20 protein-coding genes are annotated in these 22,874 nt (G+C 59.4%); 8 read left to right on the top strand and 12 right to left on the bottom strand.

Features of this window, described 5'->3' with window-relative positions; translation table 11 throughout:
* Positions 1-251: 251 nt before the first annotated feature.
* From LB558_RS08125 to LB558_RS08105, 5 genes are read right to left on the bottom strand one after another with little or no spacing between them, the layout of a single operon-like run.
* On the bottom strand, positions 252-953 hold the full coding sequence (locus tag LB558_RS08125; protein ID WP_224697064.1) for an aspartate/glutamate racemase family protein: 702 nt from the start codon (positions 951-953) through the stop codon (positions 252-254).
* Positions 941-1,723, bottom strand: a complete 783-nt coding sequence (locus tag LB558_RS08120) for an SDR family NAD(P)-dependent oxidoreductase (protein ID WP_224697216.1) — start codon at positions 1,721-1,723, stop codon at positions 941-943. The genes LB558_RS08125 and LB558_RS08120 overlap by 13 nt, the downstream gene beginning before the upstream one ends.
* 38 nt (positions 1,724-1,761) lie before the next feature.
* A complete protein-coding gene (locus LB558_RS08115; RefSeq protein WP_224697063.1) occupies positions 1,762-2,952 on the bottom strand; it encodes a glycine C-acetyltransferase in 1,191 nt (396 codons plus the stop codon).
* Between the two features lie 53 nt (positions 2,953-3,005).
* On the bottom strand, positions 3,006-4,409 hold the full coding sequence (locus LB558_RS08110; RefSeq protein ID WP_224697062.1) for an aldehyde dehydrogenase family protein: 1,404 nt from the start codon (positions 4,407-4,409) through the stop codon (positions 3,006-3,008).
* Positions 4,410-4,434: 25 nt separating this feature from the next.
* The gene (locus LB558_RS08105) at positions 4,435-5,814 is read right to left on the bottom strand and encodes a glutamine synthetase family protein (protein ID WP_224697061.1); all 1,380 of its coding nucleotides are present in this window, start codon (positions 5,812-5,814) and stop codon (positions 4,435-4,437) included.
* 135 nt (positions 5,815-5,949) lie between these two features.
* Between LB558_RS08105 and LB558_RS08100 the strand changes: the two genes are divergently transcribed.
* The 5 genes from LB558_RS08100 (at position 5,950) to LB558_RS08080 (ending at position 10,775) form a co-directional block, all read left to right on the top strand.
* Positions 5,950-6,738 (top strand): SDR family NAD(P)-dependent oxidoreductase, encoded by a 789-nt coding sequence (locus LB558_RS08100; protein ID WP_224697215.1) that lies wholly within the window; start codon positions 5,950-5,952, stop codon positions 6,736-6,738.
* Positions 6,735-6,902, top strand: coding sequence for a hypothetical protein (locus LB558_RS08095; protein ID WP_224697060.1), 168 nt, complete (start codon positions 6,735-6,737; stop codon positions 6,900-6,902). The genes LB558_RS08100 and LB558_RS08095 overlap by 4 nt, the downstream gene beginning before the upstream one ends.
* A gap of 6 nt (positions 6,903-6,908) precedes the next feature.
* The gene (locus LB558_RS08090) at positions 6,909-8,474 is read left to right on the top strand and encodes a GMC family oxidoreductase (RefSeq protein ID WP_224697059.1); all 1,566 of its coding nucleotides are present in this window, start codon (positions 6,909-6,911) and stop codon (positions 8,472-8,474) included.
* A gap of 11 nt (positions 8,475-8,485) precedes the next feature.
* Complete coding sequence (locus LB558_RS08085) at positions 8,486-9,238, top strand: glutamine amidotransferase (RefSeq protein WP_224697058.1); 753 nt, start codon at positions 8,486-8,488, stop codon at positions 9,236-9,238.
* Between the two features lie 676 nt (positions 9,239-9,914).
* Complete coding sequence (locus LB558_RS08080) at positions 9,915-10,775, top strand: transporter (RefSeq protein WP_224697057.1); 861 nt, start codon at positions 9,915-9,917, stop codon at positions 10,773-10,775.
* Positions 10,776-11,118: 343 nt separating this feature from the next.
* Here LB558_RS08080 and LB558_RS08075 read toward each other — a convergent pair whose 3' ends face one another.
* On the bottom strand, positions 11,119-11,745 hold the full coding sequence (locus tag LB558_RS08075) for a helix-turn-helix domain-containing protein (protein ID WP_224697056.1): 627 nt from the start codon (positions 11,743-11,745) through the stop codon (positions 11,119-11,121).
* A gap of 670 nt (positions 11,746-12,415) precedes the next feature.
* On the opposite strand from LB558_RS08075, the gene LB558_RS08070 reads away from it, so the two are divergent.
* From LB558_RS08070 to glmS, 3 genes are all read left to right on the top strand, one after another.
* On the top strand, positions 12,416-13,120 hold the full coding sequence (locus LB558_RS08070; protein WP_224697055.1) for a DJ-1/PfpI family protein: 705 nt from the start codon (positions 12,416-12,418) through the stop codon (positions 13,118-13,120).
* Positions 13,121-13,367: 247 nt separating this feature from the next.
* Positions 13,368-14,264 carry a haloalkane dehalogenase gene (locus LB558_RS08065; RefSeq protein WP_224697054.1) on the top strand — a complete coding sequence of 299 codons (897 nt, stop codon included), beginning with the start codon at positions 13,368-13,370 and terminating at the stop codon, positions 14,262-14,264.
* Positions 14,265-14,497: 233 nt separating this feature from the next.
* The gene (gene glmS, locus LB558_RS08060) at positions 14,498-16,321 is read left to right on the top strand and encodes a glutamine--fructose-6-phosphate transaminase (isomerizing) (protein ID WP_224697053.1); all 1,824 of its coding nucleotides are present in this window, start codon (positions 14,498-14,500) and stop codon (positions 16,319-16,321) included.
* Positions 16,322-16,380: 59 nt separating this feature from the next.
* Here the strand turns inward: glmS and LB558_RS08055 are convergent, their stop codons facing one another.
* The 6 genes from LB558_RS08055 to LB558_RS08030 form a co-directional block, all read right to left on the bottom strand.
* Positions 16,381-17,310 (bottom strand): glutaminase, encoded by a 930-nt coding sequence (locus tag LB558_RS08055; RefSeq protein ID WP_224697052.1) that lies wholly within the window; start codon positions 17,308-17,310, stop codon positions 16,381-16,383.
* Between the two features lie 359 nt (positions 17,311-17,669).
* Complete coding sequence (locus tag LB558_RS08050; RefSeq protein ID WP_224697051.1) at positions 17,670-18,749, bottom strand: branched-chain amino acid ABC transporter permease; 1,080 nt, start codon at positions 18,747-18,749, stop codon at positions 17,670-17,672.
* Complete coding sequence (locus LB558_RS08045) at positions 18,746-19,645, bottom strand: branched-chain amino acid ABC transporter permease (RefSeq protein ID WP_224697050.1); 900 nt, start codon at positions 19,643-19,645, stop codon at positions 18,746-18,748. Before LB558_RS08045 ends, LB558_RS08050 begins: the two co-directional genes overlap by 4 nt.
* A complete protein-coding gene (locus tag LB558_RS08040; RefSeq protein ID WP_224697049.1) occupies positions 19,645-20,361 on the bottom strand; it encodes an ABC transporter ATP-binding protein in 717 nt (238 codons plus the stop codon). The genes LB558_RS08045 and LB558_RS08040 overlap by 1 nt, the downstream gene beginning before the upstream one ends.
* A complete protein-coding gene (locus LB558_RS08035) occupies positions 20,361-21,476 on the bottom strand; it encodes an ABC transporter substrate-binding protein (RefSeq protein ID WP_224697214.1) in 1,116 nt (371 codons plus the stop codon). The genes LB558_RS08040 and LB558_RS08035 overlap by 1 nt, the downstream gene beginning before the upstream one ends.
* A gap of 35 nt (positions 21,477-21,511) precedes the next feature.
* Positions 21,512-22,282: an ABC transporter ATP-binding protein gene (locus LB558_RS08030; protein WP_224697048.1), complete on the bottom strand. Its 771-nt coding sequence runs from the start codon at positions 22,280-22,282 to the stop codon at positions 21,512-21,514.
* Positions 22,283-22,874 lie beyond the last annotated feature (592 nt).

The raw sequence follows: 22,874 nt of genomic DNA, 5'->3' as shown, positions 1-22,874 counted from the left end.
TTCATTCATGCCCACAGCGTTCGGTGCAGCTTGCGACGGTAACCAGGGCGAGGCCCCACCGCCGTTCAACCTTAATCGCGCAGTTTAATCGCCCAAAACGCGTTCTGTTCGACGCCGAATGGTCAGCAGTGCGGGGAACTGAAGGCAACATCAGTGTGGCGAAGGCGCGCCTGCGCGTCCTGTCCGCTCGTCGCAAAGGCGCTTGCTTTCGCCTCTTCGTCGGCACCATGGGCGATGCACCGTCCAATGTTTCAATTTGCTGCCGTGACGACATCGGCGGCGAGCTCCAGAACGTCCACGATCGTTTTCCCATCCACCGTTAGGTCAAGTCCGGAAAAATCGGTGCAGGCAAGCAGTACTGTGTCGGCCTCATAAGCGGAGATCATGGAGGACAGTTGCTTCAAAACCCGAGGATGGGAAGCGCCGATCCGCTTGGCCTCCAAGATCAGCGCCATAACGGCGTCCGGGTCTTTCGGCTTTTCGACTTCGGCAACATGCCAGAGCGCGCGATAGGGGGACCTTTCCGCGCTCGCCGAGATCGATGGTGCGCCCAACAACCCGACGCTCCTGATGTCCTCCTTGCGCACGAAATCGCAAACCACATCGGGTAGTAAAACCAGCTTCTGCCCGATCTCGTCGCTGGCAACGTCCTTGGCCAATCCCTGCAGCGCGTGGCATGCAACGACGATGGTGTGACAGGTTGCGTGAAGCTCCGACAGGATGTCGCTGAGGGTCTTCTGAAGCCTGCCCCTGTTTGCGTCGAGGTCGGTCACGTATCCCAGTGTAGGTTCTGAGATTACACGCACCCGCGGTGCGTCCAGATCGCCGCGGTACGTCTCCCCCTGCCGCCACCGAGAGGCGGCCAATACCTGGCGCCAGAAGGTCACCCCCGCGTCCGGCCCGGCGCCAGCGACGACGCCGATGCAGGGCTCACGCGTCGTCAGATCTTGCACGTCAGGGCTCCATCAACCACGAGCTCGGCACCCGAAATGTAGCTGGCCTCGTCGGAGGCCAGGAAAGCAGCCGCTTTGGCGACCTCAAACGGCGTTCCCATGCGCTTCATGGGGCAGGCGGCATTGCGCGCCTCGATCACCGCCTCATAGCCATCCGCCGACAAGGAATTGCGCACCAACGGCGTGTCGATCATGCCCGGCAAAAGGATGTTGGCGCGGATCCCTTGCGCGGCATATTCCATGGCGATCTGCCGGGTGAATTGCAGCACCCCAGACTTGGAGGCCGCATAGGAGATGTAAGGAGTGCCCTGCCAGCGAATGCCCGATGTTGAGGAGACATTGACGATGGCGCCGCCACCGCCTTCAAGCATAACGGGGATCGTATACTTACAAGTCAGGAACATGCTCTTCAGGTTCGTGTCCATGACACGGTCCCAGGCATCCTCTGGCATGTCGACCACGCCGCCGACGACGACGATACCGACATTGTTATGCAAGATGTCGATGCGGCCGTAGGCTTTCTTTGCCGCCACAACCATGGCGGCGACCTGGCTGGATGACGTCACATCGCACCCCAATGCAATGCTGTCGCCGCCTTCACCAAGGATGAAGTCCCGCGTGCGCTCGGCGCGCCCGAGATCGTAGTCGACGGCAACGACTTTCGCCCCCTGTCGCGCGAATTCGACCGCGGTTGCATTGCCGTTTCCCCAGCCTTCGCCAGCAACACCGGCTCCAATGACAAGGGCTACCTTTTCCGACAGACGCTTCATGGTCATTCTCTCCGGCACGTTATTCTTGATTACAGGTGTCAGGACACTGCCTCGCGCGCAGCCGCGAAGGCATCGAGCGCAAAGTCGAGGTCAGCCTGCACATGGACCGCGCTCATCTGCGTCCTGATTCTTGCCTTGCCCATGGCAACGACGGGGTAGAAGAATCCGATGACGTAGACGCCGCGCTCGAACAAGTCGGCTGCCATGCGCTGGCTAAGCGCGGCATCGCCCAACATGACCGGAATGATCGGATGTTCGCCGGGCAGGACATCGAAGCCGAGCTTCTCGATTCCGGCCCGCCAGTATCTGGCGTTGTCGAAAAGTTTGCGGCGAAGATGGTCGCCCTCTGCAACAAGGTCAAGCGCGGCGAGCGCGGCGCCGACCACCAAGGGCGGCAGCGAGTTCGAAAAAAGATAGGGCCGGGACCGCTGGCGAAGCAGGTCCACAATGGGCTTGCGCGCGGCGACATAGCCGCCGACCGCGCCACCGAGCGCCTTTCCAAATGTGCCCGTGACGATATCCACTTCGACGCCGAAATGTGCTGGTGTGCCTTTTCCTTTGGGCCCCATGAAGCCTGTCGCGTGGCTGTCATCCACCATCACCAAAGCGCCGTGCTCACGGGCCAAAGCGACAATTTCGGGAAGCTTCGCCAGGTAGCCGTCCATAGAGAACACGCCATCGGTGGCAACCATGATGTTGCGCGCACCGTTGGCCTTGGCCTCCCGCAACTTCTCGGCAAGCTGGTTCATGTCCGAATTGGCATAGACATAACGTTTGGCCTTGCAGAGGCGGATACCGTCGATGATCGAGGCGTGGTTCAGGCTATCGGAAATGATGGCGTCCTTGTCGTCGAGGAGAGGCTCGAACAGTCCGCCATTGGCATCGAAGCAGGAGGTGTAAAGGATGGCATCCTCCTGGCCGAGGAAGTTCGCCAGTTTCTCTTCAAGCTCGCGATGGATGTCCATCGTGCCGCAAATGAAGCGGACCGACGCCATGCCGTAGCCGCGCTCTTCAAGATAGTCGCGGGCTGCATCGACGATCCTGGGATTGTCGGCGAGGCCAAGATAATTATTGGCGCACATATTGAGGACTTGACGCCCACCGTCATTCGAGGAGATCGAGATCATTCCCCGTTGTGCGGACGTCAAGTGACGCTCGACCTTGGTCAGCTTTTGCGATTCGATCCCAGCAAGCGTCTCTGCCAACTGGCTGTAGAATTGTTTGGTCATTATCTGTTCACTTCAATGGGAGTCTGCATGCGCCGATGCTGGGGCCGGCCGCATCAATCCTCCGCGAATCCGGTGTGGAGATGGTAGCCGCGCGGGGTCGTGACACGCAGGTATCCAAGTTCGCCTCCGACATAACCCAACCCCGAGGTCTTGCGTCCGCCCCAAGGCAGGTTGATGTCGCTGTGGTTGCAGCGGTTCAACAGGAAGGTTCCCGAGGAAATCTGGTCGCCGATGCGCATCGCGGCATCGACGTCCTTGGTCCAGACAGACGCCGTGAGGCCAAACTCGGTATCATTCATCAGCTCGACTGCAGCGTCGTCCGACGAGACCTTGGTCACGCAGATCAGAGGACCGAACGTTTCCTTGGTGGCCAAGTCCATCATGTGGTTGGCGTCGAAGACCACCTGGGGTTCGATATAGGCAGTGCCGGGCCTGGCAATGTCGAAGCGGTTTTCCGGCAACAGAAGCCGGCCGCCCTTTGAGCGGGCATCCGCAAGCTGGCCGCGCATTTTGTTGGCAGCCGCGACGCTTACCACCGGCCCGATATCGGGCTTCTCCTCGATCGGGTGGCCCAAAGTGATTTTCGCCGCGGATTCGCGAAACGCCTCGACGAAACGGTCATAGACTTGTTCGTGAACGTAGATGCGCCCAAGGGCGCAGCAGGACTGTCCGGAATTGTCGGTAAAATCGTAGGCCATCGTCTTTGCTGTTGCATCGATGTCGGCATCGGGGCGCACGTAGCCTGGGTCCTTGCCGCCCATTTCGAGCGAATAGCTCACCCTGGCATGCGCCCCGGCCGCCACGATCGCCTGTCCGGCCATGTTGGAGCCGATGAATTCGACGTGCTGGATGTCACCGGAGCCAATCAGGCGGCCGGTGTCCTCATTGGTCAAATGCAGTGCCTGAAGCGCGCCGTCGGGAACGCCAGCTTCAGTAAAGGCGCGCGCGACCTGCTCGGCTACGGTAGGTGATTGCGGAGAGTGCTTCAAAAGCACCGCGTTGCCGGCGACCAACGGGTAAAGAGAGGCCAATGTCGCGTTCGCGTAGGGATAGTTCCAGGTTATGATTGACAGCACGATGCCAAGCGGCTCGTGCCGGATAAAGCGGGTTACGCCCCGCTCCTCAGGGAGTTCGACAGGTGCGAGAATGTTCCTGGCCAAGGAGATGAAATGGCGCGCGCGTCGCTGATAGCCTGACGTGATCTCAGCGGCCGCAACATGCAGCGGCCGCCCCATCTGCCAGGTGACCTCCTCGCCGAGCGGCCCAGCTCTTGAGACAAGGATGTCGACCGCTTTCTGGCATCTTGCCATACGCTCAGCCAACGGAACCCGCTTCCATTCCAGCTGTGCCTTCTTCGCCTTGCGAACGGCTTCAGCAATTTCGGCTCCGGTTGCAAACGTGCGCTGGGTATAGACGCTGCCGTCCACCGGCGTGATTACGCTGAAAGTTTCCGCCATTTGAATCTACCTTCGTTCTTATCAATCAAGACGAAACCAGGAGATTGCGAACCTCCCAGTCTGTGACGCTTCGCAGGAAGTCGTTATTTTGTGCCCGCTTCATCCCGGTGAGATGGGCAACAAACTCCTCGCTGAACTGGTCGCGGGCAGGACCTGAGTTGGCGAATACGTCGATCGCCTCCGACAGCGATGCGGGGAAGCGCTGAAGCGGCTGCTCCTCGGACGCCCAGCCATTCAGCTTGCACGGTTCTGTCGGTTCGAGCTTCTGCTCGACGCCGAGACGCCCCGCGGTGAGGATTGCGGCCAGCACCAGGTATGGATTGGCGTCGGCGCCGGCGAGGCGGATTTCGATCCTTTTCGATGACGAGCTGCCGCCAACCACGCGGAAGGCGCAGGTCCGGTTTTCGTAACCCCAGTTGGGATAGACCGGGGCCCATGCGTCGGGGATGACGCGCTTGTAGGAGTTCACATTGGGCAGCGCCAGGAGCGTGAAATCGGGCAGGTAGCGCTGCAATCCGCCGAGGAAATGGCGCGTCATCGGGCTTATCCCGAACTCGCCATCAGGATCAAAAAAGAGCGGCTTTCCGTTCTTCCTGTCGCGCATCGACAAATGGACATGCGCGCCGTGCCCTTGCAGGGTGGTCTTCAGCTTGGCGATGAAGGTGGCCAGCAATCCCCGCTTCTTGGCGATCGCTTTCGCCATTGTCTTGAAGAGCGCTGCGTTATCAGCGCTGCGGATGCCTGAACTCGGCTGGAGAGCGACTTCGATGAGACCTGGGCCAAGTTCCTTGTGCAGGGCATCAAGAGGAAAGCCCATCACTTCGGACGTCAGCCTCAGATCGTCGTAAAGGTCCGAATTATAGACCTGCTGCACGATCGACCCGAACACGGCAACGTCTTCGAATGGCTCCAGAGCATCGGCGCGTTTTACCGCCGATGTAGCGGGCGTCTCCTTCAGAAGGGAAAACTCAAGTTCGAAAGCGCTCAGAACATCCCAACCAAGACCTTCACACTTGGCGATCGCCTCCGACAATATCGCGCGTGGACAAAACAGGCTGTGCTTGTCGTCAAACTGCGTCAGGAAGAGAAGATCGGCGCGCCCGGTCCCTTGCGGGAATTCCCGCATAGAGGCCGGATCGATCCTGATGCTGCCGTTCTGGTAGCCGGTTTTTGGATCGGTCAGCAGAAGGCCGGGAACAACAGCCTCATTGTGATCGGTCGCCAGGAACACCGACGGAAGGCCTAACCCGCCCTCCAGCGCCGACAGGAAGCTCTCCTTCGAGATCTTTTTTCCGCGCAGCGTGCCGTTGGTATCGAAATGGGCGAACGTTACGTCGGGAAGACCGCGGCTTCGAATTTCTTCCGCCACCCCCGCGACATTCTCGACGCGGATTTTTTCATGCACTGACAACGCTTCCTCCAACGAAATCGATCCGAGCTCAAGCGGAATGCCTATTGCACTTTTCGGAAACTTTTGTCAAATACGAAAGTAGTTTTCTAATATGCGGCCTATTGGCCAGTTCGGCGTGTGGAGCAATTAATGAGACTTAAGGGACGTACCATCCTCCTGACCGGAGCGAGCGCGGGAATCGGCGCTGCAAGCGCACGCCATTTTGCCGAGGAAGGTTGCGAACTGGTGCTGACCGCAAGGCGCCCCGGGCCGCTTCAGCAGCTGACCGCGCAGATCAACGACGCGGGCGGAAAGGCGGTCTGCATCAGCGCTGATGCATCGGTGGAGGCCGACTGCCAGGCTGCCGTCGACCTCGCGCTTTCGCATTTCGGGAAGCTGGACGGCCTATTTAACAATGCCGGCGCATGCCTGTCGGGCGACAACGGCTTGCTGGATACAAGTGTCGATATCTGGCAAGCGTCGCTGACACTCAATCTCAGCTCCGTCTTTTTCATGTGTCGTGCGGCTGTGCCTCACATGGAAAATCGCCCAGGCGCGGCAATCGTCAACAATGCTGCGATGGTTGCGCATATTGGCTCGGCGCATCCGCAGATCGCCTATTGTGCCGCCAAGGGCGGTGTCATTTCGATGTCTCGTGAAATGGCGATCGAGCTCGCCCCGCGAGGCATCAGGGTGAATGCGCTGTCGCCAGGGCCCGTGGCGACGGAACTTTTCCAGACCCTTCAGGATCGCGATCCGGAATTCCTCAAAACCCGCATGCCGCATCTGCCGATGAAAAGGTTCGGCAAACCTGAGGAAATCGCGCGGGTGGCGGCGTTCCTGATCAGCGATGACTCCTCCTTCATGACCGGGCAAAGCGTGATTGCCGATGGCGGGATCACTTCGGCGTACACGACAAAGGGTGAAGCACGGCAATGACGGTCAACGAGCATAAGTTCTCCGGTTCGGGTTCCTGCCGCTGCTGGGCAAAGGGCCGCGCCCGCCCCGAGCGCGGTCGCGAAGCGCTCGTTGGCATGACGCAATATGCGATCCGCCTGCGCGACCGCCGCACCGTCGATTTGCACATTTCGACGTGCAGGTGAAAACGGATGAAATCATTTGATTACATTGTGATCGGCGGTGGGTCGGCCGGAGCTGTCGCTGCGGCGCGGCTGTCGGAGGATCCCTCGGCGAGCGTGCTGCTGATAGAGGCGGGGGGGCGCGGCATGGCGCCTTTCTTGCAGATTCCCAACGGCATCTACTTCGTTAAGGGAAGTCCGCGCTATCACTGGCTCATTGGCGTGGAGCCGGATCCAACGCGAAACGGCCGGCGCGAGACACTGACCCCCGGGCGGGGTCTGGGGGGCGGCAGCTCCATCAATGGCATGGTCTTCGTCAAAGGGTTGAAATCCGACTTCCAGGCATGGGAGCAGGCTGCCGGGCCGGATTGGAACCTTGATGCCGTCAACGCTGCCTACATCAAGCTAGAAAAGACGGTGAAGATCGAATCCCCGGTCACTCCGAACCCAATTTCGCGCAAGTTCCTGGAGAGCGCGCGCGCGTTCGGTCTTCCGGAGAACACGACTGACCTGCTCAAGACATGGTCAGGTGTAATGCCGTGTCCCAACAGTTCGGCAGGGGGATGGCGCCAAAGCACCGCCAGGACCTATCTGAAGGAGGCCAAGAGGAGACCAAATCTCAAGATCCTCACCCAAAGCACGGTCACCCGCCTCATCGTCGAGCGCGATCGGGTGAGAGGCGTCACCTATGTCCGCGGCGGCCGCGAGCAGACCGCTTATGCAAATGAGGAAATTGTCTTGTCGGCCGGCGGTATCAACACGCCGCATCTCCTAATGGTGTCGGGCATCGGCCCGGCCGATCATATCAATGCCGTGGGGATCAAACCGGTCCACGATCTGCCCGCGGTAGGCGAGGGGCTTCAGGACCACCCCTGCATCTGGATGAGCGTGAACGTCAAGGAAAAGACCTGGAACGACACGCTGGGGCTCGGCGGCATATTGTCCGCTGGCGCGCAGTGGATGATGAGCCGTACAGGCCCGGCAGCTTCCGGCATGTGCGAAGTCACGCTCTATGGCTCGATCCACGGGCCCGACCAAGTGCCGGACTATCAGATGAGCTTCATGCCTGCTGGCTATGTGGTGCTCGATCATGGCGTGAAGTTCCTGGAGACCTCCTCGGCGAGCACCGCAGTCAGCCTCTGCCGAACAAAGGGACGGGGATCGGTGCGGTTGCGTACTGCAAACATCCACGACAAGCCGATCGTCAACTACCGCCTGCTCGATTCCGATCAAGATGTGCGCACCTTGATGGAATCTTGTCGTGTGGCCCGCGAGATTTATGCCAGTGCGCCGATGCGGGACAGCATCGTCAGCGAAGCATCGCCAGGGCCAGACGTGCGCACCGACTGCCAGTGGATGGAATACATCCGCCACCGCGCGGTTAACATGTGTCATCCAGCAGGGAGCTGTCGTATGGGTTCTGATGAGGCCTCCGTCGTCGATCCTCGGCTTAAGCTGCGCGGCTTGGACGGTCTGCGCATAGCTGACACTTCGATCATGCCGCGCATCACGAGCGGCAACACGAATGCCCCTGCGATTATGATTGGCGAGCGGGTCGCGGAATTCATCGCCCAGGATCGCCAAGCGAGGCACTGATGGAGAAGATCATGAACTATGACAGCGACAATCAGGGTCGCAAGCTGCTCATCATAAAGGCAGGATCGCTGGCCGAGCGCGCACCGAAAATCGTCGAGCAGTTCGGTGACTCGGACGGCATGTTCATGAACGCCGCCGAGATGGCGCCCAAACATTTTGCCGTGGCCTGCGTCTACGAAGACGAGGCGATCGGCGAGCCTCCACAAAGTTTCGCCGGGGTGCTTGTCACCGGTTCTGGCGCGATGATCAGTTCCCCAACGCCTTGGATGGAGTCCACCGCTGCATGGTTGCGCGAGGCGGTGGACGCCAACGTTCCCGTCCTTGGGGTCTGTTTTGGACACCAGATGCTTGCCTATTCCCTGGGCGGCACGGTCGGACCCAACCCGAACGGGCCTGAAGCGGGTAGCATTTCGGTAAACTTCAACGCGAAAACGGGTAATGACCCGTTGTTCGCGGGTTTCCCCGACGAAGCTAAATTCAACTCCCACCACTATGAAACTGTGCTTGAGCTTCCACCGGGTGCAACCGTACTCGCCAACAACGAGCGCGACAAATATCAGGCTGTGCGTTACGCCTCGAAGGCATGGGGTGTGCAATTCCATCCTGAGATCAGCGATTCGATCATGCGCGCCCTTCTCGATATCGTCGGCGAAAAGCTTGAGAAGAACGGACAGTCGGTCGAAACAATTGACCGGGCCATCGAGAGCACCCCTTACGGACCACAGCTTCTGCAGCGGTTCTTCGGCATGGCGCTCGCGGGCTAGCCAGGCGACGGCTATGCTTTAGCGAAAGGTCCTATGGCGAACGCCACTCGCATCTGCGAGCAATCCGGATTGCGCCTGCCAGCGGGCTTGCAAACGGGAACGGCAAGCATGCAGTACCTGGCACCCGGTCAAATCGGCGATTGCTGCGGGGCTTGCCTGACGTTCACGATGCGCGAGCGCTCACGCCGGCCGCATTCTAGACTAGAGGTTCCTGAACAACCGATCGTCCTAACGAAAAGCCGACCTCCAGCGCAAGCGTGGGGCCGTTGCAGCGCTGCTGCAATTCGCAGGCGTCGCCTTGATCGTCGTGGGTGCAAGGCGTTGGCATCCATCCTTTCGGCATTTATTTTCTAAACGGCAAAATTTCTCTGATGAGAATATGATTATCATATTGACAAACTAATATCGCTATCTACAGATAGCTTGAGGATTTGAAACAAGTTTTCGTTGGTCGGCTGAGGAGCCCGGACCGGCTGGATTAATCCGGCCGGTCAAACGACTAGCGCTCTTGGGGGGTCACAATGTCAGCACTTGCCTGCTCGTCTTAGGCGGGGATCAGCACGCTAAAGCCGTGCGCTCTCGCGATTCTTTTCACTGAAAGGACTGATGGATGTCTCCGGCTGATGCCGCAGACGTTTTTGGCCGCTGCCGTGCCAAATTTGGGAGGAGACCCGGAATGAAGAAACTTACGCTTGGATTGATTGCCGCAGCCGCGTTGCCGTCGACGGCCTGGGCTTTTGATATTGCGCCTGGAGACTATTTTGTGCCCCCGCCCGGTACAAATGGGGCGCTGCTTTACACGCAATATGGGCATGCCAGCAGCGCAAATTCCAGCGCGTTCGGGGGAGATCTCCCCAAGTCAAAGCTCGATGCCGCGGTGGCCTTTGGCAGGGTCGTGCACTATGGCGAATTGGGCGGTGTGCCCTTTGCGGTGAACGCAATCATTCCTGTGGGACATCTTGATGTTGATCTATTTGGCGCACCTCCGGCAGGCGGCATCAAGGACGGCCTGGGTGACATCACGGTGTCCGCGGTCGCCTGGCTTGCCCACTCGAATGAACCGACTGGCACCACACTTGGCTTTACCGGCTACCTCAACATTCCCACTGGCGCTTATAACGCTGATCCGACAGCGGTGAGCCTTGGCTCCGGCGCATGGGCCTTCACCCCGCAAGTTGGATTGATGCAAGGGCTTGGCAATGGCTTCTTCTTCGACGGAGCCTTCGACGCCACTTTCGAGTTCGATCACGACGGCTACAGCCGAGATACCTCCTACCAGGCCCAAGCCTACCTGCGCTACCAGCTTTCGCAGGTCACGTCCGTGTCGTTTGGCTACTCGGGCAAGTTCGGGGGCGCGTTGTCGTTCGGGGACAACTACACGGGCTTCAAAACACGGTCGGACCAACTGCGCCTGTTCGCCAGTCATTTCTTCACGTCCACCTTCCAGGCGCAGGCTATGGTCGGAAGCGACGTCAAGACGGAGGACGGGTTCAAGAACGACGTCGTGGTCCAGCTGCGTTTCCTCAAGCTCTTTTGACCGCCTGACCCAACCAGGACAACTTGCAGGGTGCCCGTTATCCATGCGGTCGCTCTGCCTTTTTTACCTCAACGAAGCAATCGCAAGCCGTCGGCTCGACGCATGTGAAGGATTGGCCGGGGCCCTGGTGCGAGGCCTCGACCTATCGCGGCCCGTTACCTCGAAGCCTAATTCCGAGCGGCTTCAGCGAGAAATCAAAGCTAACGTCGCCGTGGAGAATTCTCGCCGACAGCCCAGAGGCTGCTCACCCCCCGCCAACTTGGGATTACGCGAAGCTGCTTGGTCCCGATTTGCCCACGTGCGTGGCGTGAGTGCCAACCCAAAGGGTGCCGTGAAGCCGATCTCACTCGGGACGAAGCCGCAAGGATTCGAACACAGTCTGGCTTGTCGGCGTGATGTATTTGTCGTTGACCATGATGACATCTGCCGGTTCGTCGCCGGCATAGGCATAGGCATGATCCATGCTGGCATCGAACATGACACTGTCCCCGGCATTTAGCACCAGTGGCTCGTAATATTCGGTGTAAAGGACCAGGGTTCCGGAGAGAACGTAGACAAATTCCTCTCCGGAATGGTGGTTGTAAGGGGGAATGTGGTCGTCGTCGCGTGGGTTGGCCACAGTCACACGAAACGCCACGCTTTTGCTCGCGGTCAATTCGCCGCTGAGGAATTGAAAATCAAGTCCCCCTATCTTCAACCGCGGGCCGGTGCCTGTCCTTGTGATGGAACGGCTGGCGGGCGGAAGGCTCTTGCGCTCCGGCTTCACAAGATCCGCGAACTCGATCCCGAGTTTTTCAGTGAGAACCACGATTTTCTCAAATGAAAGCGTGGCGTGCCCGTTCTCGACCTTTGACAAGGATGACAGCGGTATGCCTGTCATCTTGCTTATGTCTGACAGTGACCAATTGTGCAGCTTTCGGATCGTCCTCAGGTTTTCCCCAAGGGTCCTTCGCTTATCGCTGGTTTTCACTCGCTGATTCTGAGCCGGCGTTTTTGACATGGTCCAACGCATCTTTAGAGGGAGGTGAGAGTTTTAAACCGAGGCACCCGAAGCGCGACGCCGTCTTGGTCGCTGGGGGAGCCTGAACGCGTCCCAAAACGTGGCGGTTTTTTCCTATTCGAAAAAAAGCTCAAGGCGTGAAATCTTTCGCATTCTCTGCTTCTACATAAAGAAAATGGGAGACGAATGCTACTGCACACCGCATGCGCGCGCCGGAAACGAACAGCTTCATATGTGCAAAAGCCTGTTTCAGATATCCCTGCCGATTGCCCGCCGGCGATTTGGACCGGCTTCCTCCTATCCGGCACCTAGGGATCGCGAATCAGGCCCCAGGCTCAACCTCGCCGAGATCGCCGGGCGCACGCATGCAACTTACGTTCTCCAAGTCGCGGCCCCACGCCGATCCTGCGGCGCGCGCGAGATGGGTATCCAGCGCGACGGGAACCGGAAGACTTGCCTTTTCGAAACTGGCGATAAACTTTCTATAACGAGAAAACTAAGCCTTATTGACAATCATTGGCACAAAGACGCATTCTTATTTCGATTTCAGAAATGCCTTGACAGGCCCGACTGAGATCGTCAAAGTTGACCCACATTGTCCAAATTGAGCAAAACTTACCCACAATTGGGAGGATTATCCATGAATGCGTCCTCGAAACCGTTGGACTGGCGGCCCCGCGTGGCCATGATCGCTTTTCCGGAAATGACCATGTTGGACCTGATCGGGCCCTGGGAAACTCTCCGGGTAGCCTGCGAAATGCATCTGCTGGGCTCCACTACGGATGTTTTCTATTCCGACACTGGGCTGCCATTTAAGGCAGACAAGCTGATCTCCGAGGCCGAGGGCGATTTCGACGTCGTGTTCGTGCCCGGCGGCGATGGTTCAGCGCCGGCGATGCGTGACAAGCAGATCATCGATTTCCTCGCTGATCGTGGGCCGCGGGCAAAATACGTCACCTCGGTCTGCACGGGCGCGCTGGTCCTGGGCGCCGCAGGGCTTTTGCGGGGCTATAAGGCCACTACCCACTGGTCGACGATGGCATCGCTGCCCTTGTTTGGCGCGATCCCGGTGGAAGAGCGTGTCGTAATCGATCGTAACCGTATCACCGGAGGCGGTGTCACCGCCGGGATCGACTTCGGCCTGATATTGCTGAATGAGATGCTGGGTGAGGATGCGGCTCGCTTCGCGCAACTGCTTATCGAATACACACCGGAGCCGCCTTTCAATTTCGGCTCGCCCAAGACGGCCAAGCAGGTCCATTTCGACAAAATCATGAAGTATGTCGAGCCGCTGAACGCCTCTTATCGCGAATACGCCGAGGCGAACCCATACAAGGCTCAGTAACAACGCCAAGTAGCGCTCGGCGACAGCGCGCTGGCGTGGCGTCAGAGCAGCCAGCAGGAAGACAGGAGGGCGGAGGGCAGTAAGCCAGCTTCGCCCCGGCTTCTTGCGCGTCTTCTTCGGCACTCTCACGGCGTGTGGCCCGGCCTGTTCTGGGGCCGGCGCAGACACTGTCTGAAGCGGGGTGTCCCTGCTGACGAATTCGCATTGAACGATCAAACCAAAGCAAAACCCAATCCGGGAGGAACCAATGGTCGGAACAAAGCCTTACGGCAAACTGAAATTCAAGGAAATCAAAGGTAAGCGGATGGCTTACATAGACGAGGGGCAGGGCGACGCGATTGTCTTTCAGCACGGCAACCCCACCTCGTCTTATCTGTGGCGCAACATCATGCCCCATCTGGAAGGGCTGGGCCGGCTGGTTGCATGCGACCTCATCGGCATGGGCGATTCCGATAAGCTCGATGATTCCGGCCCTCACCGTTATACTTACGAAGAGCATCGGGACTATCTTTTCGCACTGTGGGATGAACTCGATCTAGGCGACCGTGTCACCCTTGTCATCCACGACTGGGGCGGCGCACTCGGATTCGACTGGGCCAACAAGCATCGCGACCGGGTTGCCGGCATCGTCCATATGGAAACTGTTTCGGTCCCCATGGAATGGAGCGATTTTCCTGACGAGGTAGCTCAGGGGTTCAGAGGTTTCCGTTCGCCCCAGGGCGAACCGATGGTGCTTGAGAACAACGTTTTCATTGAGGGGATCCTGCCAGGCATCACTCAGCGCAAGATGAGTGATGTGGAGATGGATCACTATCGCAAACCATACCTCAACGCGGGCGAGGATCGTCGGCCTACGCTGACCTGGCCGCGTGAAGTACCCTTGGCTGGAGAACCGGCCAATGTCGTTGCGACAGTCAAGGACTTCGGCGCCTGGCTTGCCAAGAGCAACGTGCCAAAGCTCTTCATCAGAGCGGAACCTGGCGTGATCCAACGCGGACGCGTGCTCGACGTTGTGCGCGGCTGGCCCAATCAAACCGAAGTCACCGTATCGGGCAGTCATTTCGTTCAGGAAGACAGCCCGGACGAAATCGGCCGGGCTATCGCCGCTTTCGTACGTGACACCAGGGCCAAGGCCGCGGCGTAGTTTCGCTCGGGCCATTGATCGCCGGCAAGGCCTTTTGACCGCCAAGTGCTGCTGGCGATTTGTTGGTGCCCCCGCAGGTTGATTGACCTGCGGGGGCAGTGTTGTTTCGGGCTAAAGGGACTTATGTTTGCTGTCCTGCCGCTGACACGGAACGAAATGCAATGTGACTTTCGCGGCAGGCCGGCCACCCCTAAATAGCGCTGGTTTTCCATGGGCAATCGGGGACTGTCTGCATGTGCGGTATCGTTGGAATTGTCGGCCACTCGCAGGTTGCGCCGCTCATCGTCGATGCGCTGAAGCGGCTCGAATATCGCGGCTATGACTCGGCAGGCGTCGCCACCATCGAAAAGGGCGAGCTTGGCCGCCGCCGTGCCGAGGGCAAGCTGGTCAACCTCGAACGCCGGCTCAAGGATGAGCCGCTCGACGGCACGATCGGTATCGGCCATACGCGCTGGGCGACCCACGGCGTGCCCAATGAGACCAACGCGCACCCGCATTTTTCCAACGGCGTCGCCATCGTCCATAACGGCATCATCGAGAATTTCGCCGAACTGCGCGAGGAGCTGGTCCGCGACGGCTATTCCTTCTCGTCGCAGACAGACACCGAGGTCGTGGCACACCTGGTGGCGCGCGAACTGGCCAGGGGGTTGAATCCGGTCGAGGCCGCGCATCAGGCGCTGAAGCGGCTGGAAGGCGCCTTTGCGCTGGCCATCATGTTCACCGGCGACGAGGATTTGATCGTCGGCGCCCGCAACGGTCCGCCGCTGGCCGTCGGCCATGGCGAGGGCGAGATGTTTCTGGGCTCTGACGCCATTGCGCTGGCCCCGTTCACCAATTCGATCACCTATCTGGAAGACGGCGACTGGGCGGTGGTGCGCCGTGGCGGCGTCACCATATTCGACATCGACGGCAAAAAGGTTGCCCGCAAACGCCAGCAGTCGCTGTCGACCAGCTTCATGGTCGACAAGGGCAACCGCCGCCATTTCATGGAAAAGGAAATCCATGAGCAGCCGGAAGTGATTTCGCACACGCTGGCGCACTACGTCGATTTCGTCTCCGGCGTGTCGAAGCCGCTCGACCTGCCGTTCGACTTCGCCAAGATCGGCCGACTGGCTATCTCCGCCTGCGGCACTGCGTATCTCGCCGGCCTGATCGGCAAATACTGGTTCGAGCGCTATGCGCGGCTGCCGGTCGATATCGATGTCGCCTCGGAATTCCGCTACCGCGAAATGCCGCTGTCGGCGAACGATGCCGCCTTCTTCATCTCGCAATCGGGCGAAACCGCCGACACGCTGGCCTCGCTGCGTTACTGCCGCAAGGCAGGCATGAAGATCGGCGCGATCGTCAATGTGCGGGAATCGACCATGGCGCGCGAATCCGACGTCGTGCTGCCGACACTTGCCGGCCCTGAGATCGGTGTCGCCTCGACCAAGGCTTTCACCTGCCAGCTCTCGGTGCTGGCTTCGCTTGCGGTGCGCGCCGGTGTGGCCCGCGGCACGATCTCCAAGGAAGAGGAAAAGACGCTGGTGCGCGCGCTTTCGGAAGCGCCGCGCTATGCCAACCAGGTGCTGAAGCTCGAAGAGCAGATCGAACGCATCGCGCGCGAACTGTCGCGCTACAAGGACGTGCTCTACCTCGGGCGCGACACCAATTTCCCGCTGGCCATGGAAGGCGCGCTGAAGCTCAAGGAAATCTCCTACATCCACGCCGAGGGCTATGCCGCGGGCGAGCTGAAGCATGGGCCGATCGCGCTGATCGACGAGAACATGCCGGTGATCGTGATTGCGCCGCACGATCGCATCTTCGAAAAGACGATGTCGAACATGCAGGAGGCAGCGGCGCGTGGCGGCAAGATCATCCTGATCACCGACGCCAAGGGCGCGGCACAGGCTGGCATCAAGACGATGGAGACGATCATCCTGCCCGACGTGCCGGAGATCATCTCGCCCATCATCTACGCGCTGCCGATCCAGATGCTCGCCTACTTCACCGCCGTGTTCATGGGCACCGACGTCGACCAGCCGCGCAACCTTGCGAAATCGGTGACGGTCGAATAGTTCTGCCCTGCCAGTAGCGACGGAGCGGTGCTCTAAAGACCTGCGGTCCGAGCTTTCGGTCACGGAGCAAAGACGGACCAATTCATTGCCCTGGCAAGCTTCTCCAGGGCAATCGAGCCCAGCTTGGAGTTGCCGTTGGCGTTGAGGCCTGGAGACCAAACCGCCAGCGAAGCGACACCGGGCACGATTGCCAAAATTCCGCCCCCTACGCCGCTTTTTGCGGGAATCCCGACGCGAAAAGCGAAATCGCCCGAACCGTCATAGTGGCCACAGGTGAGCATCAGGGCAGCGATGCGTCGCGCCCGCTCTGCTGACACGACAGTATGCCCGCTGGCCGGGCTCCTGCCGGCATTGGCGAGAAATCGCCCTGCCATTGCGAGCTGCCGGCAACTCATGGCAATCGCGCAGTGGTGGAAATAGACACCGAGAGCCAGTTCGGGAGCATGATGGATATTGTCGAAGGATTTCATGTAGTGGGCGGCGGCAAAATTGCGGTACCCCGTAGCCCGCTCGGACGCGGCAACCTCTCGGTCGATGATGATTGTGTCGTCGTCGGCAAGGGAGCGGATGAACCGCAGTATCTCGCCAATTGCCTCACGCGGCTGGTGACCTGCAAGCAGGACATCGGAGACAACAATGGCGCCGGCGTTGATGAAAGGATTGCGCGGGATGCCGTTCTCATGCTCGAGCTGGATGATCGAATTGAAGGGGTTGCCGGAGGGCTCACGGCCGACGCGGCGCCAGAGCCCATCGCCGACCTTGCCCAACGCCAGGGTGAGCGTGAATACTTTCGACACGCTCTGGATCGAAAAGGGCTGATCGGCATCGCCTGCAAGAATTACCTGGCCCTCGTTGGTAACGGCCGCCATGCCGAATTTCATAGGATCGATCTTGCTGAGCTGCGGAATATAGCCGGCGACATCACCGCGATCGGTGCGCTGCGCCATTTCGGCGGCAATTTCGGCAAGCGCTTGCTCAAGGCCGGGCATGTCAGCACCCGCCGCGAATGGCCGCCATGCGTGAGCGCCGCGACCATGTCGCGTTGGCGGCCGACATCACAGAGCACGTCATGGGGCTTGGCTCCGGGTCGCTAGATGCGGGCTCATGAAGCCGGGGCTCAACGGCGGCCGAGATTCATGTGGCAGCGCCGACGAGGCGATGCGTTGACGGCTTGGCGGTTTTGCCAGAAAGACCGCGCCACGGCCGAATACGAGATCATCGCACCAAAGCGATGCTGGGCAGACAAGGTCTTGGCTGCCGTTCGAACTTATCGCGATGCCGAGCCTCAGCCGGGGCAGTCGCAGCGGAGCCGCTGTTACTGCTCGCCTTTCAAGTTCCGAGGCGGTCATCAGCCCTTCGCCGCGGCCCGCTCCCTTAAAGTGCTGAGCGCGGAATCGACCTCAGTCGCGCGTGCCCGCGAGCGCTGGCGCCAGATTTCGTCAATTTCGTCGGCCCCAATCAGGCCACCTGGCCGAAGCGCCATGCACAAGACAATTATCGCGCCCAGAAATAATCCGGTAAGTCCAAACATCTCAGGGAGTTTGACGCCCGCCAATACCGGTCCATTTTCCAGAAAGCGCATCACCTCGACCCCGAAGGTCACAACGACAGCGCCCGCTACGGCTCCGCTTACACTCGATCCGCCAAGAATAAGCATGGCGAGGGTGAGGAATGTAAGGTCGTAATAGAAACTGTTCGGGCTGATGGTTCCGACGAAAAGGGTGAACAAAACGCCGGCGGTAGCCAGAAACGCCGCACTCAAGATCCATGCGGCCAGGCGAAGACGCTTGATGCGGACTCCCATTGCTCCCGCGGCGGCAATGTTCTGGCTGGCGGCCCTTAGCTGCAATCCCCATCTGGAGTCCCGAAACAGCCGCGCGACGACGATTGCAAACACGGCACATGCTGTAGCCCAGACGAGATTTGCCTTGACTGGAACGCCATAGATCGCACGGGGACCCCGGGTCAAATCGACCCAATTGACGATGACGACATGCACTATGACGAGAAAGGCCAGGGTCGCAATTGAAGCCGGCACGCCGGTTTGCCTCACCAGCATCGTGCCGACCACTGCCGCTATGAAAACGGTGATCAATATAGCGATCAGGACGCTTGGAACTATGCCGAGTTGGAGTTCGGACAAACCAAAGGGCGCGGTGGCCAGGGCCGTTCTTTTGATCGCCACTGGGGTGGCCAAAATGGCAACCAGATATGCCGCGATGGCCATGAACGAGATGTGGCCATAGCTCGTTATGTCGGAATTGCCCATGAAGACCTGAAGCCCGACCACCACGATCAGGTTGACGAGGAAGCCAAAGACGATGCGTTGATAAAACGGCTCGGCAAACAGCAGTGCCGCGCCTCCGATTGCTACCACGACGGACGACAGGATCAGCGCGCCGGCCAAAGAAGGGACAAGCTGCCTCATGACTTCTCTCCAAAGTCGGGTCTGTCCCCCATGATCCCCTGCGGTCTGAACACCAGAACGATTCCGACGATCAGAAAGACGAATGCATCCCGGAAGCCACCGATTTCCGGAGGAAGGCCAAGTTGCAGGGCCACCTCGGCGATGCCGAGCGCGAACCCTCCGACCACGGCTCCCGGCAGTGAGCCGAAACCTCCGAGAACCGCTGCCACGAAGGCCTTGAGCACCGGCGCAAAACCCATGAAGGGATCGACTGCGCCGCGACGAGCAAGAACAAAGACTCCCGCCAGCCCAGCAAGAAACCCCGAAATGGCAAAGGCCGTCATAATGACCCGATCAGCTTTAATCCCCATCATACGCACGATCGGCACGTCTTTGGCCGCGGCCCGCATCGCCAATCCCAGGGTCGTGAAGCGGAGCAAGGCAACCAAGGCCACGATGGCGACGATGGTAACACCTGTCTCAAGTACCTGGATAACTGGTATCTGGACCCCGCCAACCGACAAGGAATGCGTCAGCCATTCAGCTGTGGCCACCGCCTTCGGGCGGCTTCCAAGGGTCATCAAAGCTATGTTTTGAATCAGGATTCCCACGCCGAACGCCATGAGCATACCTGTATTCGGCGGCGCGTTTCGCACCGGCTTGAACGCGACGCGTTCGAGCAGAAGCGCAATGGCTACTGTGGCAATGACACCAAAGGGTAACACCAGCAGCGGATCACGAATGCCGAACAACAGCATAAGAAACATTGCGTAGCCACCGACGGTGATCATGTCGCCATGGGCGAAGTTGACCAGCCCCATGACACTGAAGACGATGGCGAGCCCGAGCGCGAGGAGGGCGTATTCGCCGCCCACACTAAGCGCATTGAACGTTTGTTGGAGAAGATAGTCCGACACTAATCGACGCCTTCTGTACCGAGATACATATTCATGATACCGCCGGAGGACTTCAGGTCTGAGGCAGTTCCGTCGAAGACAAGCGCGCCGCTGGCAAGCACATAGGCCCGGTCTGCGAGTTCCAGCGCATGGTGCGCATTCTGCTCCACGAGCAGCATTGTCAGCCCATGGCCGCGCAAGGCACTCAAGAGTTCGAATATCTGGTCGACAATGCGCGGCGCCAGCCCCAGGGAAGGCTCGTCAAGCATCAGCATTTTCGGGCGTGACATCAACGATCTGGCGATCGCCAGCATCTGCTGCTCGCCGCCCGAGAGCATGCCAGCCCTTGACGAGAACCTTTGTCGCAGGATCGGGAACATCCCAAGATATCGTTCAAGATCCTGGGCAACCCCAGCCTTGTCGCAACGGGATGCGGCCCCCAGACGCAAGTTTTCGCCAATGGTGAGATCGCTGAAGACGCGTCTGCCTTCCGGCGTCAGCGTCAAACCTTTCTGGACGATCGTCTCGGTCAGGTCGGAAGTGATGTCGTCGCCATTGAATGTCACCACGCCTCCGGCAATAGGGGCTAACCCAACGATGGCCGAGATCAGGCTGGTTTTGCCCGCACCATTGGGACCAAGCAGGGCGACAATCTCGCCTTGCTTGACCTCAAGCGTGATCCCGCGCACCGCTTTGATCGGCCCATAGCTGACGTGCAGGCTTTCGAGCCTCAGCATCAAGGATTTGCCACCCATTGCGGGATGATTTTTCCAACCTGGGCGAACTTGCCGTCCTTGACCTGGATGACGGTCATTTCCTTCAAAGGAATGCCGCCGCGATCCTTGTAGGTTATGGACCCTGTGGTGAGCCCCTTGAGGCCGTCTAACTCCTTGATCGCCGCGTTGATGGCCGGCGGATCGAAAGAGCCGGCCTTTTCGGTCGCGGCCTTGATGACGTCCACGGCCTCGCCGCCGAGGCCGAAGAAGATGTTTTGGGCTTTGAGACCACGTTTTTCGCAGTCGTCATAGAATTGCTTCAGCGGGCTGCCCTCGGCAGGAAAGCCATGCGTAATGAAGGTTGCCAGGTCTGCTCCGGGACCAGCGACACCGATGAAGGACGGATCGTCGAATCCATCGGTGCCGAAGACTGGAATATCCAGGCCCGCGGCCTTGATGGTGCGTACCAGAACTCCCGCGTCAGGCACCAGGATCGCGGCGAAGATCATATCTGGCTTTTCGGGATTGCTGCGGACCTCGGTGACCTGCGCATTGTAGTCCGCCAGACCGTGATGATAGTTCACCCTGCCAACGATTTTCCCGCCCAGGCGTTCGAAAGCCTTGCCGAAATATTCAGGCGTGATTGCCGAATAGGCACCCACGTCATTGGCAATCATCAAAACCACCTTCCTGTGGCCAGCCTTGTAGGCGATCTCGGCGGCCGCAGAGGCGGATGCGTTGTCGCCATAGGGCACCAGGTAGCCGTTCTCTGGCGAGGCAAGCGGGAAGGCGGGCTGAGTACCGCCGACAGAAAGCACCGGGATCCCCTGAGGAAGGGCCAGTTGCGCAATGGGGATAAGACCGTCGTCCGTCGGGGGTCCAAGCAGAACGTTTGCGCCGAGGTCGAGCAGTTCCTGGCCGACATTGCTGGCAGTGACCGCGTCACTCTTGGTGTCGCGAACGATCAACTCGACAGGCTTTCCGCCGATGCCGCCGCCGGCATTCAGTTGCTCCACCCTGCACTTGACCCCGTCGGGGCTATCGTAGGGTGCCAGCGCGCCGGTCACGGCGGCTGCGTAGCCGATGATGATGATGTGGTCTGCTGCCAAGGCGGCGGAAATCGTGGCCAGCGACATGGCGAAGAAGACTGAGCTTGCGACTGCGATCGTTTTCATGATTGCCTCCCGGCTTGTTGGTGTCGTTGAGTTCGGTCGTGGCCGATGTAGACCTCGATCACTTTGGGATTGCTGCGCACTTCCTCTGGCGAACCGCTCGCCACGATCGCTCCAGCATCCAGCACATAGATCCTCTTGCACGCCGTCATGATGAAGCGCAGGTCGTGATCAATGATGACCAAGCCGCAGCCGAAGCGATCTCGAATGGAGTTGACCGAAGCAATGAGGTCTGAGGTCTCCCCACCGTTCATGCCGGCCGCAGGTTCGTCGAGCAGGAGGTAGGAGGGGCCAAGAGCCAGGGCTCGCGCGATCTCGAGCCGTCGCTGATTGCCGTAGGAAAGCGCGCCAGCCTTCCATGTCGATGAACGAGCGAGACCGAACCAATCCAGCAATTCCTCGACATGCACCTTAGACGCCTGCGCAGGCCGGTCTCGTCTCCCCGAGGTCAGGGCCACCTCGATGTTCTGGCGCACCGTGAGATTTGCAAAAAGCTTGATGTTTTGGAACGTCCTGGCGAGGCCGGCTGCGGAGCAAAACTGGGGCGTCGTATTGCTCACGCGGACATCGCCGATCCTGACCTCACCAGTGTCGACCGGCATGAAGGACGTGATGGCGTTTATGAGTGTGGACTTACCGGCGCCGTTTGGGCCGATCAGACCAACGACCTCTCCAGGACCGCAATTGAGGTCAACACCCTTAAGAACGGTGAGACCCCCAAAGCGTTTGGCGACGCCTTTGACGAGCAGTTCGTTTCCGACGGTAGGCAAGTCAGATTCTCGCTTGGAGAGGAAAGGTCTATAATTCAGTCCATAAGACCAACGGAGTCAACAGCGAAATAGGGGGCCGTTTACGCGCTGGAACTCCCGGAGCGCGTGCCGAGGGCATTTTTGCGCTCGGTCTCTGGAGCTGCTGCATCTTTCGGGAAAGCTCACACGGACATGCCAGTTTGCAAAAACAAATCTAAACAGAAATATTTTATCTGTATTGACAAGCAATTTCATATAGCGGAGAAATTCTCCAAGGCATAGGACCGCCATTAAAGCGGCTCTCTTGGTGGCTGCACGGTTCGAGCGGCGGCGGCGTTGAGCCGCCGGACGTGGGGTGCTGGCCAAGATCAATGATCGGAAAGCTGTCCGAAGCGGCATGATGGGAGTGGGAATGGCACAGTTGTCGCCTTGCGGAACTCGTCCATGACGCGAGAGGCCTGCAGACCGCGATCTGTGCCGCGAAGATTAATACAAGGATGACTGCTTGCTTCCCGCATGGCCCCGATAGGGGCTGCATTGATCGAGGCCCAGCGGGCCCTTCGCCGATGCGGTGTCAGTACGAGCGAGCTCTCTGGCGGGTCGTATCCAATGC

Origin of the sequence: Mesorhizobium sp. CO1-1-8 (genome assembly GCF_020164875.1) — a bacterium.
In the GTDB taxonomy this organism is placed as follows: Bacteria; Pseudomonadota; Alphaproteobacteria; order Rhizobiales; family Rhizobiaceae; genus Mesorhizobium.
This window is presented reverse-complemented; position numbering and strand designations above follow the sequence as displayed.

What these genes read in the sequence shown, in the direction of transcription:
- LB558_RS08115 (WP_224697063.1), bottom strand. Translation starts at nt 2,952, where the DNA reads ATGACCAAACAATTCTACAGCCAGTTGGCAGAGACGCTTGCTGGGATC.
- LB558_RS08050 (WP_224697051.1), bottom strand. Translation starts at nt 18,749, where the DNA reads ATGAGGCAGCTTGTCCCTTCTTTGGCCGGCGCGCTGATCCTGTCGTCC.
- LB558_RS08035 (WP_224697214.1), bottom strand. Translation starts at nt 21,476, where the DNA reads ATGTCGCTGGCCACGATTTCCGCCGCCTTGGCAGCAGACCACATCATC.
- LB558_RS08070 (WP_224697055.1), top strand. Translation starts at nt 12,416, where the DNA reads ATGAATGCGTCCTCGAAACCGTTGGACTGGCGGCCCCGCGTGGCCATG.
- LB558_RS08100 (WP_224697215.1), top strand. Translation starts at nt 5,950, where the DNA reads ATGAGACTTAAGGGACGTACCATCCTCCTGACCGGAGCGAGCGCGGGA.
- LB558_RS08055 (WP_224697052.1), bottom strand. Translation starts at nt 17,310, where the DNA reads ATGCCCGGCCTTGAGCAAGCGCTTGCCGAAATTGCCGCCGAAATGGCG.
- LB558_RS08040 (WP_224697049.1), bottom strand. Translation starts at nt 20,361, where the DNA reads ATGCTGAGGCTCGAAAGCCTGCACGTCAGCTATGGGCCGATCAAAGCG.
- LB558_RS08110 (WP_224697062.1), bottom strand. Translation starts at nt 4,409, where the DNA reads ATGGCGGAAACTTTCAGCGTAATCACGCCGGTGGACGGCAGCGTCTAT.
- LB558_RS08065 (WP_224697054.1), top strand. Translation starts at nt 13,368, where the DNA reads ATGGTCGGAACAAAGCCTTACGGCAAACTGAAATTCAAGGAAATCAAA.
- LB558_RS08090 (WP_224697059.1), top strand. Translation starts at nt 6,909, where the DNA reads ATGAAATCATTTGATTACATTGTGATCGGCGGTGGGTCGGCCGGAGCT.
- LB558_RS08080 (WP_224697057.1), top strand. Translation starts at nt 9,915, where the DNA reads ATGAAGAAACTTACGCTTGGATTGATTGCCGCAGCCGCGTTGCCGTCG.
- LB558_RS08085 (WP_224697058.1), top strand. Translation starts at nt 8,486, where the DNA reads ATGAACTATGACAGCGACAATCAGGGTCGCAAGCTGCTCATCATAAAG.
- LB558_RS08095 (WP_224697060.1), top strand. Translation starts at nt 6,735, where the DNA reads ATGACGGTCAACGAGCATAAGTTCTCCGGTTCGGGTTCCTGCCGCTGC.
- LB558_RS08120 (WP_224697216.1), bottom strand. Translation starts at nt 1,723, where the DNA reads ATGAAGCGTCTGTCGGAAAAGGTAGCCCTTGTCATTGGAGCCGGTGTT.
- glmS (WP_224697053.1), top strand. Translation starts at nt 14,498, where the DNA reads ATGTGCGGTATCGTTGGAATTGTCGGCCACTCGCAGGTTGCGCCGCTC.